Here is a 14559-nt window from a genome sequence, read left to right as displayed (position 1 = left end):
TGCTACTCAGAGTTACTGAATGGGTGGTGAAGCCCTTCAATGCTCCTATGTTGTGTTAAGTGTTGGCAGATATCTGGACCCCGCCCTAGCGGTCCGGAACTTGGACCCCGAACTTCCCCTCCCCATACGAAGTCCGGGGTTTTTTTTGCCCCGAGTTTTTACTCGGCGGCTTCCGAACCCTTGTCAGCCAGTTCCATCCAGCCTGCCAGCACAGTGTAGGCGTCTTCCAGGCCCATGCGTTTTGGCGCCGAGAACAACTGGATAGTCACCGCATCACCCCAACCCTTACGGATTTCTGCCTGCACTTTGAGCAGGGTGTTTTTCGCTGCGCCATAGGTCAATTTGTCGGCCTTGGTCAGCAAGACGTGCATCGGCATGCCGCTGGCGACGGCCCAATCGAGCATCAACAGGTCGAAGTCGGTCATTGGATGACGGATGTCCATCATCAGAATCAAACCCTTCAAACTCTCCCGGCCACCCAGATACGCTTCGAGGTGACGCTGCCAGTGCAGCTTCAGCGGGATAGGTACTTTTGCATAACCGTAGCCCGGCAGGTCGACCAGACGCCGATCATCGTCTAGCTTGAAGAAGTTGAGGAGCTGTGTGCGCCCCGGGGTTTTCGAGGTGCGGGCCAGGCTGGCGTGGGTCAGGGTGTTCAGCGCGCTGGACTTGCCGGCGTTGGAGCGGCCGGCGAATGCGACTTCGAAGCCTTCATCATCGGGGCATTGGTCGACTTTGGCGGCGCTGAGCATGAAGGTGGACTGTTGGCACAGGCCGAGGATGGGATTCTTGAGTTGCATGAGTTTTCCGATGTGGGCGGTGCCGGGAATAGGTGCGGCAAGCGGTGTCGTTTCCGTTTCAGTAGCGCCAGTATATAATGCCGCAGATTTTGTGTGTGCTTTGTCCCAGCGAAGGATGAAGTTCACGGGAGCGATAGACCTTTATTGCGCATTAGAACGCAAAACGCTCTCAAACCCTGAAAAGGTCGATGTATGACCAAGTGGCTGCTGGCCTTCGGTTTCTTGATGCCACTTTACAGTGCGCAGGCTACACAGGAACCGGAGGCTGTGTACAACCGCTTTTGCGGGGCCTGCCATGCCGGACAGCTGCCCAACGCCCCGAAACGGGGTGACCAGGCAGCCTGGAAGCCAAGATTGGCTCAAGGTATGGACACGCTGGTGCAACACGTGACCCAGGGTTTCAAGGCGATGCCGCCGCGTGGTTTGTGCATGGACTGCAGTACCGAGGATTACCATGCCGTCATTCAGTTGATGGTGAGTGAACCCGGTCCATAACTCTTTAACCCTTAGCCGTAGTTGGATTAGCTGATGAACAAACTGATCGTGAGTCTGCTGTTGACCCTGGGCATCACCGGTGTTGCCCATGCCGCAGGCGACGCCACTGCTGGCCAGGCGAAAGCCGCCGTATGTGGTGCTTGCCATGGACCGGACGGTAATAGCCCGGCGCCTAACTTTCCAAAACTGGCCGGCCAGGGTGAGCGTTACCTGACCAAGCAGATGCACGACATCAAGGATGGCAAGCGTACGGTCCTGGAAATGACCGGCTTGTTGACCAACCTCAGCGATCAGGACCTGGCGGATATCGCGGCGTATTTTGCCAGCCAGAAAGGCAGTGTGGGAGCTGCTGATGCGAAACTGGTGACTCGCGGTGAAGAATTGTTCCGCGGCGGCAACCTGGAAAAAGGCATGCCTTCCTGCATCGGTTGCCACTCGCCTAACGGCGCAGGCCTTGCTGCTGCGGGCTTCCCGCACTTGAGCGGCCAGCATGCCCAGTACATCGGCAAACAGCTGACGGACTTCCGCGAAGGCAATCGCACCAACGACGGCGATACCAAGATCATGCAGAGCATCGCCGCGAAACTCAGCAACAAGGACATCGAAGCCGTGTCCCAATACATCCAGGGCCTGCACTAAGTGTCCCGGCTACGTTAACGCTCGATTAATCCGTCGATGCAAGCATAAAAAGGGTGGCCCAGGCTGCCCTTTTTTGTGGCCGGTGCCGTTACACTAACGAACTCATGCCCGCGTAGACCTGTCACAACAAAGGTCGCGTGAGGCGACTTTATTTGTCCAGGAGTAAAGCATGCGTAATCTGATCCTCAGCGCCGCTCTCGTCACTGCCAGCCTTTTCGGCATGACCGCACAAGCAGCCGACGTGCCGCTTGAAGCCGGTAAAACCTATGTGCAGCTGGAGACGCCTGTTCCGGTTGCGGTGCCAGGCAAGATCGAAGTGGTGGAGCTGTTCTGGTACGGTTGCCCGCATTGCTACGCTTTTGAGCCGGTCATTAATCCGTGGATCGAAAAACTGCCTGCGGATGTAAATTTCGTACGTATTCCGGCCCTGTTCGGTGGCCCATGGGATGCCCACGGCCAACTCTTCATCACCCTGGACACCATGGGTGTAGAGCACAAGGTTCACGCCGCCGTGTTCAACGCCATCCAGAAAGAAGGCAAGCGCCTGGTCAAGCCTGAAGACATGGCCGATTTCGTCGCCACCCAAGGTGTCGACAAAGCCAAGTTCACCGAGACGTTCAACTCGTTCGCTGTGAAGGGCAAGATGGCCCAATACAAGGCACTTGCCCAGAAATACGGCGTGCAAGGCGTACCGACCCTGATCGTCAACGGCAAATACCGCTTTGACATCGGCAGTGCTGGCGGCGAAGAGCAAGCGCTGAACGTGGCCGACCAGTTGATCGCCAAAGAGCGCGCAGCCAAGTAAGGGGCCCGTCATGCGTCGCTGGGGTACTGAACGTGTCGTTGGCCTGCATGACCCGAAGGTCAACGAACATCACCTGGAATCCACGGGCCTGCCGGCTGACAGTCGGTTGCGCCTGCTCAGTTTCAATATCCAGGTGGGTATCAGTACCGAGAAATACCGGCATTACCTGACCCGTGGCTGGCAGCACCTGCTGCCCCACAACGGGCGTGCCGGCAATCTGCAAAAGATCGGCGACCTGCTGGGTGACTTCGACCTGGTAGCCCTGCAGGAGGCCGATGGTGGCAGCCTGCGTTCCGGCTACATCAACCAGGTCGAACACCTTGCGCAACTCGGTGCCTTTCCCTACTGGTATCAACAACTCAATCGCAACCTCGGCAAACTCGGCCAGCACAGCAATGGTGTGCTCAGCCGTCTGAAACCGTGGGCGATCGAGGACCACCCGTTGCCTGGCCCGAAAGGCCGCGGTGCAATTCTCGTACGATTCGGCGAAGGGCCGGAAGCATTGGTCGTGGTGATGATGCACCTCGCGTTGGGGGCACGAACCCGCACCCTGCAGTTGGCCTACATCCGCGAGTTGATTGGCAACTACAAACACCAGGTGCTGATGGGGGACATGAACACCCACGCCAGCGACCTGCTACAGAATTCCCCGTTGCGCGACCTTGGGTTGCTGGCGCCGCAAGTCGAAGCCACCTTTCCCAGCTGGCGACCGCAACGTTGTCTTGATCACATCCTGCTCAGCCCGACCCTGACACTCGAAAGTGTGCAGGTACTGGCGCAGCCCATCTCCGATCACCTGCCCGTCGCGGTAGAGATTCGTCTGCCGGGTTCGCTCACGGCTGATGCATTGCCCGCGTTGAGCCCCGGCCCTCGCGGACCCCTTGCATGAGCGACGACGCCCAGCGTTGGAAAGAGAAATACCTTAAAAGCGTCGAGCAACAAGAAAAGCTCGAGCGTCGCTGGGCCGCCCGCCTCGACCTGCTGCGCCGAGGGCTGGTGCGCAGCACCCTGGCGGCAGAAGGGACCGACCGGGCGGTTGACCAATGCATGAAGGAAATGCGCGATGTGGTGCGCACCGACGACATGGACGCCGCCCTCGCTGCATTGCTGCCGCGCCTGGAAAAGGCCGTGCTGGATTCGGAGCAGCGCCGCGAAACCCGGGTTGACCAGATCGGCAGCGCGTTGACGGCCCTGGTCACTCAGTTGCAGAAACTGCCCTTGCCACGGGACGTGAGTCGCCCGCTGAAGGCTTTCGCCAAGCAGCTGGACGGTCGGGTTGGCCAGGCGCGGGAGATCCCGCTGTTGCTGAGCGAGCTGAGCGGCCTGCAGGGGCAGGCGCTGAGTAACCTGGAGCCGGAGGGCGAAACCAGCCGTTCGAGCCCGGGGCTGTTGCAGCGTCTGTTTGGCACGAAGGACGCAATCGACACGCCGGAGGTTGAAGCGCCCACGCCATCCCGCCCGGCTTCTCCGGCGCCTGCTGCGCCAAAGCCCAGCCCGGTGGGTGAAGTTGAAGCGCCGGCGCAATCGGCAGAACTGGCCCAGGCGCTGCGGGCTTTTGCACCGCAGCCGAAGGTCCCGGCCCCCATCGAGTCGCCCCCTGAGCCGGTATCGCCAGTAGAGGCTACCGACGCTGTCAGCGAAGCAGTGCCTGTTGTTCCGGCCGTCGCGGTCACAGCGCCTGTCGTCGAGGCACCCGCTACGATTATCGAAACGCCAGAACCCGAGCAACCGATCGAAGCGGAGGTTGAGCTCGAGAGTGCTCTTGCCGCCATGGTCGAGGTGCCAGAGGTGCAGGCCCGTGAGCCGGAGCGGACAGAGATCGGCAGTCTTTCCCTGCCCCCGGTCCTGGCCGATGAACCGCAAGAATCGCCCGAGCAGGCAGAGCTGAATCCAGACGAGCTGCAAGCGGATCAAGCCTACGCCCTGCCCGACACCCCCGAGCCGTCTTACAGTTCGGTGGCCAAGCACATCGAAGATACCCTGCTCGGCTTACTGGAAGACCTCTCGCTGCCCGAGCGCCATCGGCCCCAGGCCGAAGCCATGCGTGAACGCCTGGCCCACGGATTGAACTGGTACGAATTGCTGCCGATCCTCGATGACCTGGCGGTGTTGATGCTGGCGATCACCGACAGCGGCCAGCACGAGTTTGAAGCCTACCTCAAGCAACTCAACGATCGTCTCGAGGCGTTCCAGGGGCACCTGCAGGTCGCCAGTGACGGCCACGCCGACAGCCGCTCGGCGGCCAGGGAACTGGATACCCAGATCCGCGAACAAGTGGATGGTTTGCAAACCAGCATGCAGGACGCCGCAGACCTCGACAGCCTCAAGCACGTGCTGGAGAGCCATCTCGAAGGGCTGCTGGGCACCATGGATGAACACCGCCACCAGCGTGACCAGCGCGAACAGGAAGTGGCTGCACGGCTCAAGGGCCTGGCCGAACGGGTCGCCAATATGGAGCAAGAGGCTCAGGGCTACCGTGAACACCTTGAGGTTCAGCGCCAGAAAGCCCTGATCGATCCGCTCACCGCACTACCCAACCGCGCGGCCTGGAGCGAGCGCCTGGAGCAGGAGGTCAACGCCTGGCACCAGCGTGGAAATAACCTGTCACTGGCGATGCTGGACCTCGATCACTTCAAACGCATCAACGACGGCTATGGTCATCTGGCGGGCGACAAGGTGCTGAAAATCATCGCCACGGTGCTTCGCAAACGCCTGCGGCCGAACGACTTCATCGCGCGTTTTGGCGGTGAAGAGTTTGTACTGCTGATGCCCAACTCGTCGCTGTCCGATGCGTTGGCGGTGGGTGAAACCCTGCGTGCAGCCATCCAAGCCTGCCCGTTTCACTTCAAGGGCGAGCCGGTGACGATTACGGTGTCCATGGGCATGGCGCAGTTTCAGCCGGGAGAACGCAGTGACCTGGCGCTCAAGCGCGCTGACGAGGCGTTATATCGTGCCAAGGCGGCGGGGCGTAATCAGGTGCAGGCGGCCTGACCGGAAATGTTCCATTTTGTTTAAAACATCGCATTTGGCCGCCTGGCAGCAAACGGTACGTTACACTGTTGCATTATCGTCTTAAGCGTACTATTTGCTGCCATGAAACTTCTGTGTTCTGCCTTTCTGTTTCTCCTGCTCGCCGGTTGCGCGAGCGGCCCTCGCCTGGACACCAGTCATCCGTCGGTGAACCACGACAATCGTGTGCAGTTTGTCGTCGTGCACTACACCTCGGCGTCCCTTGAGCGCTCCCTGGCGCTGTTGACCCATGGCCAGGTCAGCAGTCATTACCTGATCGGTGATGACGCCTCGGCCACCATCTATAAGCTCGTGGATGAAAGCCAGCGCGCCTGGCATGCCGGAGAAAGTGAATGGATGGGCCGCACCTGGCTCAACTCCAGCTCCATCGGGATCGAGATCGTGAACCCGGGTTATCGGGATTTGCCGACGGGCCGCGTCTGGTATCCCTATTCCGAAGCGCAGGTGCAGTCACTGGTGGTGCTGCTCAAGGACATCAGCAAACGCAACGGCATCGACCCGCGAAACATCATCGGCCATAGCGACATTGCCCCGCTGCGCAAGCTGGACCCGGGGCCGTTGTTCCCCTGGAAGCGCCTGGCGGATGAAGGGCTGGGCATGTGGCCGGACGCCAAGGCGGTGGCCCGTTACCAGGTGCAGTACGCAGCCGATCTGCCGAGCATTACCTGGTTCCAGGAAGAGTTGGCGAAGCTGGGCTATCCGACGCCACAGACGGGCGAGCTGGATGTAGCGACGCGGCATGTGGTGGCCGCGTTCCAGATGCATTTCCGGGCGTCGCTGTTTGACGGGACGCCGGATGCCGAAAGTGCTGCGATCCTGCGGGCGTTGAATCACCAATAACGGTTGGCGCGTTGGTCCTACAGGGGCAACGCCATGTAGAACTGCGTCCCCTGCCCCGGCCGCGAATACACCCCCATGCGGCCACCGTGCAATTGCACGATCTCCTTGCACAGCGCCAGGCCCAGCCCGGCGCCGCCTTTCTTGCGGCCTACCTGCACAAACGGTTCGAAGATTCGTCCCTGCTGGCCGTAGGCAATGCCTTCACCGTTGTCTTCAACGCTGACAATCACCCGTTCGCCATGACGACGCGCCTGCAAGCGGATCTGCCCACCGTCGGCTGTGTGCCGCAGGGCATTGCCCAGCAAATTGTCGAGCACCCTTTCCAGCTGCGCTCGATCGGCATGCAACCTCGGTAGCGGGGATTGTTCCTCAACCAGCAGCTCGATGTTCTGCGCATTCGCCTGCTCCGCGAAGCGGGCGCGGGCATGTTCGAGCAGGTCGCTGATGTCACACGGGCCCAAGGTGAGTTTCTGCAAGCCATTCTGGTAGCGCGAGAAGTTGAGCAAGTCGTTGATCAACTGCATCAGGCGCTGCATTTCCTCGTTGACCGTATCCAGCAGGTCCGCTTCGCGCGACTCCGCAGGAAACTTCGCCCGTTCCCGGAACAAGCCGAAGGCCATGTGCATGCCCGTCACCGGCGTGCGTAATTCATGGGACGCGCGCAACACAAACTCACTGCGTACTCGTTCAAAGGCACGCTGTTCGGTAACGTCATGCAGCACCATCACCGCGCCCAGAATGTGCCCTTGGGTATGGCTGACCGGCGTCAGGCTGTACGTCAGCAGGCGCAGCTCACCCTCAACCTCTACTTCCAGGTCTTCAGGTGCGCGCTCCAGGTTGCCGCCGCGCAGTACCAGCTGCAGCTGTTCATCCAGTTCCGGGCGGCCCAGGGCGTCGCCAAGGCCTTGGCCCAGGCGATTCTCGTCCCAGCCGAGTTGACGTTGTGCCACCGGGTTAAGGTGTTCCAGGCGACCCTGGCGGTCGATCATCAGCAGGCCGTCGTCGATGCTGTCGAGCACCGCCTGCAGGCGTTGCTGCCCGGCCAGCAGCTCATCGACATTGGTTGCCTGATGCTGGCGCAACGCCTCGGCCATGATGCCGAAGCGTCGGGTCAGCAGGTTCATTTCCGCTGCGGATGAAATGGGCAGCGTGACTTCGAAGTTGCCCTGGCCGATCTTGTCGGCGGCCTTGGCCAGCGCTTCGATCGGCCCGCCAAAGCGTCGGGCGATACCATGGGCGGTAACGAAACCGATGATCAGCACCGCCAGCCCGACCAGGCCCAGCAGGCCGGCAATCAGCAGCGCACGTTCACGGGACTTGTGTTCGGTATCGTTGATGTTATCCAGGGCTTTCTTGTGCTCGGCGATCAGGCCGTTGCGCAGGATGTTGAAGCGTTTGGTCAGCTCGTCGTTGTTGCGCAGTTGCGGCGGAGCATTCTCCTTTTCATCGAACGCCTCGAGAAAGCTCAGGTAATTGGTCTTGGCCTGGGTAAAACCGCTGGTTACCGCGTCCTTTTGTTCGTGGTCGATACCTTGCTGCAACAGGGCGAAATAGCGTTGCTTGGAGTCTTCCAGCGCAGCGGTATTCGGCTGTTCATTGAGCATGATCATCAGCTGGTCGCCGAGGGTCTGCCGAAGCTTGAGCCCCAGGTCCAATGTGATGAAGTTGCTGCGAATCAACGATTCCTGGGTCTTGGCCATTTGCATGACGCTCACCAGCCCCAGCAGCAAACCCAACAGGGCGACGGTGATCAGCGCGGAAATACTCAGGAACAACCGAGTGCGCAGGGTCATCGCAAGCTTCATAGGTTACAGCTCACAGGTTGTATTGTTTGCGTTTGCGGTACAGCGTCGACGCATCAATGCCAAGGGTTCGGGCCGCCTGGTCCAGGGTGTCGCTGGTGGCCAGCACGGCACCGATATGCGCCTTTTCCAGTTCATCCAGGCTCAACGCCGCACCGATACGCGGGGCATTGTTGGTCGGCTGCTCGGCCATGCCGAGGTGGCTGATCTCAACTTTTTCCTGCGGGCAGATGATGCTGGCCCGCTCAACCACGTTGCGCAGCTCGCGGATGTTCCCCGGCCAGCGGTAGTTGAGCAGTGCCTCACGGGCTTCATCGCTGAAGCCGCGCGCCGGCCGCGCATATTCCTTCACGAAGCGCGCCAGGAAGCGGTCGGCCAGGGTCAGGATGTCTTCGCTGCGTTCGCGCAGGGGCGGCAGGTGCAAGGTGATGACATTCAGGCGATACAGCAGGTCTTCGCGGAAACGGCCGTCGCGAACCATGTCTTCCAGGTTCAGGTTGGTAGCGGCGAGGATTCGCACATCGGCACGGCGCGTCACCGGGTCGCCGACGCGCTCGTATTCCTTGTCCTGGATAAAGCGCAGCAACTTGGGTTGTAAAGTAAGCGGAAAGTCGCCGATCTCGTCGAGAAACAAGGTGCCGCCATCGGCCTGGTTGACGCGGCCGAGGGTGCTTTCGCTGGCGCCGGTAAACGCACCACGGCTATGACCGAACAACTCGCTTTCCATCAGTTCCGCCGTCAGGGACGGGCAGTTGATGGTGACGCAGGATTTTTTCGCGCGTTTGCTCCAACCGTGGATCGCCCGGGCCAGTTCACCTTTACCGGTGCCGGACTCGCCGAGAATCAGGATGTTGGCATCAGTGCCCGCCACCTGGCGTGCGGTTTCCAGCACCACCATCATCGCCGGGCTATGGGAGTCGAGGCCGTCCTTGGGCTGGCGCACTGCGCCTTCCAGGGCTTCCAGGCGTGCCGACAGCTGGCGCACTTCCAGCTGTTTGGCCGTGGCCAGGCGCAATTGATCGGGGCTGCAAGGCTTTACCAGGTAGTCGGCCGCGCCGGCCTGGATCGCATCCACGGCGGTGTCGACGGCCGAGTGGGCCGTGACGATCACCACGCGCATCCACGGCGCCTGGATACGCATTTGCGCCAGTACATCCAGACCGTTGTCTTCGCCGAGGCGCAGGTCCAGGAAGCACAGGTCAAACACCTGGCGTTGCAACAAGGCATCGGCCTGGGCGGCACTGTTGGCGGTGGCTACGGTGTAGCCTTCATCTTCCAGGCAGTAACGGAAGGTGCGAAGGATCGCGGATTCGTCATCCACTAAAAGAATGCGGCCTTGAAGTTCCTTGGCTGATTCCATCTGTCCCGCGCTCCCTTAAGAATGAATGATGTTGTTTAGTCCCGGAATAATCGGGCAAGTTGCATGGTTTATTCTGATTGATTAAAGCCGTCACCGCGCAGCTATCTGCGCTTCTTCTTACAAAGACGCCCACAAGAGGCGTTTTTGTCTCCCTCTTGCCACTTCGGCAGTCGAACGTTGCCTTCCTATCCCTTGATCCGACCAGTGACCATCGTGCATTTCGCACGGCAAGGATAGGGGCATCGTGCAGGATGCTCGTGGTGTCAAAGCGCTTTTGTTTTTAACTTATTGATTTTATTGGGTTTTATTTTGTTAAAAAACTGGCACGCAGGCTGCAATACACCTCATACGAGTTTCATCTACGAATAATCAGAATGCGGGAGAGATACAGCATGACTCGCCAAAGCCTGACCCAACTGCGTGTATCGCCACTGCGCCTGCAACAGGGGCTGTTTGCCAGCCTGGCCCTGATGGTGACCTTGATTGGCGGTCAGCAATTGGCGCATTGGCAGCAGAGTCAGCAGCAAGTCGTGCAGTTTGAACGTCCGATGATGACCCAGACCCATTTCCGCTCCGTCGGCAGCACTGCCGCCGATGTGACAACCCCGCAATTGGCGGCGGTTGAACAGGACTCCACCCTCGGCGACCTGCCATCGCAGGAACGCTGGGTGTTCTAGGCAATACACGGTCCTCGAATCGAGCGACCGCAGGCACTACCGCTGTTACCCCTAAAAGAAGCGTAAGGAGAATCACCATGTTGAGTTGGGCAATCACATTTCTGATCATCGCCATTGTGGCTGCAGTCCTGGGCTTCGGTGGTATCGCGGGCACCGCTACGGGTATCGCCAAGATTCTGTTTGTGGTCTTCCTGGTGATGTTCATCGCTTCCTTCTTCTTTGGCCGTCGTGGTCGAGGCTAAGCATGTTCAACTCGTCCCTTAAAGCCCTGGCTGCCGCCCTGTTATTGGGCGGCAGCGGCTTGGTGCTGGCTGCCAATGATGGCCAGTCCCGAGCCAACGAACTGCTGAGTGCGGACCCGCAGTACCGCGCGACCTGGCAGAGCGTGGTCAAGAAGGAAGAGCGCCTGCCTGAATGGGTGATGAACCTTTCGGGTAGCGCTGAACAGATGAATGCCGTTGAAGAGGATGGTGACAAGTACTTGGTCGGGCCGCTCTGTGAAACCGCAGACACATGCCTGAACAAGCGCCTGATCGTCGCTTTCAGCTTCGACAAGGAAGATGCTTACGCGATGTTGGTAGAAGTCCCGGCGGGCTTGCCCGCGGACAAATCGCCAACGCGGCACGCCGACTACCGTTTTCTTGGCAAGCCGGACGAAGGCATGCAAAAGCTGCTGATGGAACAGCTCAAGAAAGATCCGAATTGGTACTAGGTTCGGTCTGACGACGCTGTCGTCTACCGGCTTAACGTCCATAGAAAGAAGCGCCGTGCTTCTTTCTGTTTGCATCGCCCGACAAGGGTGGTGCATGACCAGGGGGCCGGGTTGCTCTGATCGTTTGGATCGGCGTGACCTACGGGGACAGGGAGTGCCTGCGCAAGGGCCGGGTCAGGTGAAAAGCTGCGACGCAAGTTCCCAAGCCGATGGTTTGTGGAACTTGCGACGGGCTTGCGGCTCCTATGCCCGCTTCTGTCATGCCGCCCATAGCGGCAATTCTCCTTTTTGCGTCCACCCAACCATTTCTTGGTGTTTCCGCGTGACCATCTATCGAGAAAGTTTGTCTCCTGCCAGACGAGTTTTTCGAAGGTATGCGTAGGAATTTTCAGGGGTTTTCAACCGCGACCGTAGATTTTCAAAAAACCCTGCGCGAGCCTGAAATGGCCGGTTCGCGGCATTTATGCCTGCCGAAATGTCGTATTCGAACTGACCGTTCAGACAGAAAAACTCAAAAAAACTCATGCCGATTCGGCATAGGGTAGGCGTTTACGGCATTAGACGTCGCCTCCTTGCATCGGAATAGTTGCGCCTTTTTTCGCCTGCCAGTGAGCCATATCGGCCAACTGCGGTGACCTTCTACGGGGGCAGATGCACACACTTTTTCGCTCTCGAGCGTTCCAGCTGCTGGCGCATCTGCCTGAGTCCACTTGAAGTAAGGGTAATGACATGAAGAAGGCAAAGCTAAGCCTCGCCTGGCAGATCCTCATCGGTCTGGTGCTGGGGATTGCAATCGGTGCGGTGCTTAACCATTTCAGTGCTGAAAAGGCCTGGTGGATCAGCAACGTGTTGCAGCCCGCTGGCGATATCTTTATCCGCCTGATCAAGATGATCGTTATCCCGATCGTGATTTCATCGCTGATTGTCGGAATCGCCGGTGTTGGCGACGCGAAAAAGCTCGGCCGGATCGGCGTTAAAACCATCCTTTACTTCGAAGTGGTCACCACCATTGCCATTGTGGTCGGCCTGTTGCTGGCCAACCTGTTCCATCCGGGTACCGGCATCGACATGAGTACCCTGGGTACCGTCGACATTTCCAAATACACGGCCACCGCCGCCGAGGTCCAGCACGAGCACGCGTTCATCGAGACGATCCTCAACCTGATCCCGTCGAACATCTTCGCCGCCGTGGCCCGTGGCGACATGCTGCCGATCATCTTCTTCTCGGTGTTGTTCGGCCTCGGCTTGTCGAGCCTCAAGCCTGAATTGCGCGAGCCCCTGGTGACCATGTTCCAGGGCGTGTCCGAGAGCATGTTCAAAGTCACCCACATGATCATGAAATACGCCCCGATCGGTGTATTTGCCCTGATCGCGGTGACCGTCGCCAACTTCGGGTTCGCCTCGCTGCTGCCGCTGGCCAAGCTGGTGATCCTGGTTTACGTCGCCATCCTGTTCTTTGCTTTTGTGGTGCTGGGCCTGATCGCCCGCCTGTTCGGTTTCTCGGTGATCAAGCTGATGCGCATCTTCAAGGATGAGCTGGTGCTGGCCTACTCCACTGCCAGCTCTGAAACCGTGCTGCCGCGTGTGATCGAGAAGATGGAAGCCTATGGCGCGCCGAAGGCGATCTGCAGCTTCGTGGTACCGACCGGCTACTCGTTCAACCTCGACGGTTCGACCCTGTACCAGAGCATCGCGGCGATCTTTATCGCCCAGCTGTATGGCATCGACCTGTCGATTGGCCAGCAACTGATGCTGGTGCTGACGCTGATGGTCACCTCCAAAGGCATCGCCGGCGTGCCGGGTGTGTCCTTCGTGGTGCTGCTGGCGACCCTGGGCAGCGTGGGCATTCCGCTGGAAGGCCTGGCGTTCATCGCCGGTGTCGACCGCATCATGGACATGGCCCGTACCGCACTGAACGTGATCGGTAACGCCCTGGCCGTACTGGTCATCTCCCGTTGGGAAGGCATGTACGACGATGCCAAGGGCGAGCGCTACTGGAACTCCCTGCCGCACTGGCGCACCAAGCAAGCACTGCCGGCCGGCGAGACTACTCGCGGCTGACCGCCAGGACTGGCTCCTACACAAACCCCGGAAAATCCGGGGTTTGTCGTTTCTGCCAGCCCCGCTATCATTCGCCCCATCTTTCGGGGGATTCAACTGATGCTCAATGGCCTGTGGCTTGGCTTCTTTATCGTGGCGATGGTGTCTGCGCTGGCGCAATGGCTGATCGGCGGGAATGCCGGGATCTTTGCGGCCATGGTGGAAAGCATTTTCGCCATGGCCAAGCTGTCGGTCGAGGTGATGGTGTTGCTGTTCGGCACCCTGACCTTGTGGCTGGGCTTCCTGCGTATCGCCGAGAAAGCCGGGATCGTCGACTGGCTGGCCAAGGCCCTGGGGCCGCTGTTCCGGCGCCTGATGCCGGAAGTGCCTGCCGGTCACCCGGCCATCGGCTTGATCACGCTCAACTTCGCCGCCAACGGCCTGGGCCTCGATAACGCCGCTACGCCCATCGGCCTCAAGGCCATGAAGGCGCTGCAAGAGCTCAACCCTATCCCCAATACCGCCAGCAACGCGCAGATCCTGTTCCTGGTACTCAACGCGTCTTCCCTGACCCTGCTGCCGGTCACCATCTTCATGTACCGCGCCCAGCAAGGTGCGGCGGACCCGACGCTGGTGTTCCTGCCGATCCTGCTGGCCACCAGCGCCTCGACCCTGGTGGGCCTGTTGTCGGTGGCGGTGATGCAACGCCTGCGGCTGTGGGACCCGGTGGTGCTGGCGTATCTGATTCCGGGTGCGCTGGTACTGGGTGGCTTCATGGCCTTGCTGGCGACGCTCTCAGCCACTGCGCTGGCGGGGCTGTCGTCGATCCTCGGCAACCTCACGCTGTTCGGGCTGATCATGTTGTTCCTGGTGATCGGCGCGCTGCGCAAGGTGAAGGTCTACGAGGCGTTTGTCGAAGGTGCCAAAGAGGGCTTCGACGTTGCCAAGAACCTGCTGCCGTACCTGGTGGCGATGCTCTGTGCGGTGGGCGTGTTGCGGGCGTCCGGCGCGCTGGATTTCGGCCTGGAAGGCATTCGCCACGTGGTGGCCTGGACCGGCATGGACACGCGCTTTGTCGATGCGCTGCCGACCGCGATGGTCAAGCCGTTCTCCGGCAGTGCGGCGCGGGCGATGTTGATTGAGACCATGCAGACCCAGGGCGTGGACAGCTTCCCGGCGCTGGTGGCGGCGACGATTCAGGGCAGCACCGAGACCACGTTCTATGTGTTGGCGGTGTACTTTGGCTCGGTGGGAATCCAGCGGGCACGGCATGCGGTGGGGTGTGCGTTGTTGGCGGAGTTTGCTGGTGTGGTGGCGGCGATTGCGGTGTGCTACTGGTTCTTCGGCTAAGACCTGAAT

General features: G+C 59.9%; 14 protein-coding genes. 11 read left to right on the top strand and 3 right to left on the bottom strand.

The window, feature by feature from the left end; all coding sequences use genetic code 11:
• Positions 1 to 158: 158 nt before the first annotated feature.
• On the bottom strand, positions 159 to 800 hold the full coding sequence (gene yihA / locus HX811_RS27065; protein WP_003214811.1) for a ribosome biogenesis GTP-binding protein YihA/YsxC: 642 nt from the start codon (positions 798 to 800) through the stop codon (positions 159 to 161).
• A 192-nt stretch (positions 801 to 992) separates the two neighbouring features.
• Between yihA and HX811_RS27060 the strand changes: the two genes are divergently transcribed.
• From HX811_RS27060 to HX811_RS27035, 6 genes are all read left to right on the top strand, one after another.
• Positions 993 to 1295 carry a cytochrome c5 family protein gene (locus tag HX811_RS27060; protein WP_177048210.1) on the top strand — a complete coding sequence of 101 codons (303 nt, stop codon included), beginning with the start codon at positions 993 to 995 and terminating at the stop codon, positions 1293 to 1295.
• 33 nt (positions 1296 to 1328) lie between these two features.
• Positions 1329 to 1934 (top strand): cytochrome c4, encoded by a 606-nt coding sequence (locus HX811_RS27055; protein WP_102604423.1) that lies wholly within the window; start codon positions 1329 to 1331, stop codon positions 1932 to 1934.
• A gap of 169 nt (positions 1935 to 2103) precedes the next feature.
• On the top strand, positions 2104 to 2739 hold the full coding sequence (locus HX811_RS27050) for a thiol:disulfide interchange protein DsbA/DsbL (RefSeq protein ID WP_177048208.1): 636 nt from the start codon (positions 2104 to 2106) through the stop codon (positions 2737 to 2739).
• 10 nt (positions 2740 to 2749) lie between these two features.
• A complete protein-coding gene (locus HX811_RS27045; RefSeq protein WP_003214803.1) occupies positions 2750 to 3628 on the top strand; it encodes an endonuclease/exonuclease/phosphatase family protein in 879 nt (292 codons plus the stop codon).
• On the top strand, positions 3625 to 5730 hold the full coding sequence (locus tag HX811_RS27040) for a GGDEF domain-containing protein (protein WP_102367837.1): 2106 nt from the start codon (positions 3625 to 3627) through the stop codon (positions 5728 to 5730). Before HX811_RS27045 ends, HX811_RS27040 begins: the two co-directional genes overlap by 4 nt.
• Before the next feature lie 102 nt (positions 5731 to 5832).
• Positions 5833 to 6609, top strand: a complete 777-nt coding sequence (locus tag HX811_RS27035) for an N-acetylmuramoyl-L-alanine amidase (protein ID WP_003214798.1) — start codon at positions 5833 to 5835, stop codon at positions 6607 to 6609.
• A 17-nt stretch (positions 6610 to 6626) separates the two neighbouring features.
• Here HX811_RS27035 and HX811_RS27030 read toward each other — a convergent pair whose 3' ends face one another.
• Complete coding sequence (locus HX811_RS27030; protein ID WP_008439641.1) at positions 6627 to 8414, bottom strand: KinB sensor domain-containing domain; 1788 nt, start codon at positions 8412 to 8414, stop codon at positions 6627 to 6629.
• A gap of 10 nt (positions 8415 to 8424) precedes the next feature.
• Positions 8425 to 9771 carry a sigma-54-dependent response regulator transcription factor AlgB gene (gene algB, locus HX811_RS27025; protein ID WP_003214793.1) on the bottom strand — a complete coding sequence of 449 codons (1347 nt, stop codon included), beginning with the start codon at positions 9769 to 9771 and terminating at the stop codon, positions 8425 to 8427.
• A gap of 392 nt (positions 9772 to 10163) precedes the next feature.
• On the opposite strand from algB, the gene HX811_RS27020 reads away from it, so the two are divergent.
• From HX811_RS27020 to HX811_RS27000, 5 genes are all read left to right on the top strand, one after another.
• Positions 10164 to 10448 carry a hypothetical protein gene (locus HX811_RS27020; RefSeq protein ID WP_087694545.1) on the top strand — a complete coding sequence of 95 codons (285 nt, stop codon included), beginning with the start codon at positions 10164 to 10166 and terminating at the stop codon, positions 10446 to 10448.
• Between the two features lie 77 nt (positions 10449 to 10525).
• Complete coding sequence (locus HX811_RS27015; RefSeq protein WP_003170804.1) at positions 10526 to 10690, top strand: DUF1328 domain-containing protein; 165 nt, start codon at positions 10526 to 10528, stop codon at positions 10688 to 10690.
• A gap of 2 nt (positions 10691 to 10692) precedes the next feature.
• Positions 10693 to 11160: an inhibitor of vertebrate lysozyme family protein gene (locus tag HX811_RS27010; protein WP_177048206.1), complete on the top strand. Its 468-nt coding sequence runs from the start codon at positions 10693 to 10695 to the stop codon at positions 11158 to 11160.
• A 729-nt stretch (positions 11161 to 11889) separates the two neighbouring features.
• Entirely contained in the window at positions 11890 to 13221 is a 1332-nt protein-coding gene (gltP, locus tag HX811_RS27005) for a glutamate/aspartate:proton symporter GltP (protein ID WP_003214787.1), read from the top strand.
• 99 nt (positions 13222 to 13320) lie between these two features.
• On the top strand, positions 13321 to 14550 hold the full coding sequence (locus HX811_RS27000) for a nucleoside recognition domain-containing protein (RefSeq protein WP_003214785.1): 1230 nt from the start codon (positions 13321 to 13323) through the stop codon (positions 14548 to 14550).
• Positions 14551 to 14559: the final 9 nt, after the last annotated feature.

This window comes from Pseudomonas sp. F8002, assembly GCF_013385495.1.
Taxonomy (GTDB): Bacteria; Pseudomonadota; Gammaproteobacteria; order Pseudomonadales; family Pseudomonadaceae; genus Aquipseudomonas.
This window is presented reverse-complemented; position numbering and strand designations above follow the sequence as displayed.

What these genes read in the sequence shown, in the direction of transcription:
- HX811_RS27040 (WP_102367837.1), top strand. Translation starts at nt 3,625, where the DNA reads ATGAGCGACGACGCCCAGCGTTGGAAAGAGAAATACCTTAAAAGCGTC.
- HX811_RS27060 (WP_177048210.1), top strand. Translation starts at nt 993, where the DNA reads ATGACCAAGTGGCTGCTGGCCTTCGGTTTCTTGATGCCACTTTACAGT.
- HX811_RS27000 (WP_003214785.1), top strand. Translation starts at nt 13,321, where the DNA reads ATGCTCAATGGCCTGTGGCTTGGCTTCTTTATCGTGGCGATGGTGTCT.
- yihA (WP_003214811.1), bottom strand. Translation starts at nt 800, where the DNA reads ATGCAACTCAAGAATCCCATCCTCGGCCTGTGCCAACAGTCCACCTTC.
- HX811_RS27050 (WP_177048208.1), top strand. Translation starts at nt 2,104, where the DNA reads ATGCGTAATCTGATCCTCAGCGCCGCTCTCGTCACTGCCAGCCTTTTC.
- HX811_RS27020 (WP_087694545.1), top strand. Translation starts at nt 10,164, where the DNA reads ATGACTCGCCAAAGCCTGACCCAACTGCGTGTATCGCCACTGCGCCTG.
- algB (WP_003214793.1), bottom strand. Translation starts at nt 9,771, where the DNA reads ATGGAATCAGCCAAGGAACTTCAAGGCCGCATTCTTTTAGTGGATGAC.
- HX811_RS27010 (WP_177048206.1), top strand. Translation starts at nt 10,693, where the DNA reads ATGTTCAACTCGTCCCTTAAAGCCCTGGCTGCCGCCCTGTTATTGGGC.
- HX811_RS27055 (WP_102604423.1), top strand. Translation starts at nt 1,329, where the DNA reads ATGAACAAACTGATCGTGAGTCTGCTGTTGACCCTGGGCATCACCGGT.
- HX811_RS27045 (WP_003214803.1), top strand. Translation starts at nt 2,750, where the DNA reads ATGCGTCGCTGGGGTACTGAACGTGTCGTTGGCCTGCATGACCCGAAG.
- HX811_RS27035 (WP_003214798.1), top strand. Translation starts at nt 5,833, where the DNA reads ATGAAACTTCTGTGTTCTGCCTTTCTGTTTCTCCTGCTCGCCGGTTGC.
- HX811_RS27015 (WP_003170804.1), top strand. Translation starts at nt 10,526, where the DNA reads ATGTTGAGTTGGGCAATCACATTTCTGATCATCGCCATTGTGGCTGCA.
- gltP (WP_003214787.1), top strand. Translation starts at nt 11,890, where the DNA reads ATGAAGAAGGCAAAGCTAAGCCTCGCCTGGCAGATCCTCATCGGTCTG.
- HX811_RS27030 (WP_008439641.1), bottom strand. Translation starts at nt 8,414, where the DNA reads ATGAAGCTTGCGATGACCCTGCGCACTCGGTTGTTCCTGAGTATTTCC.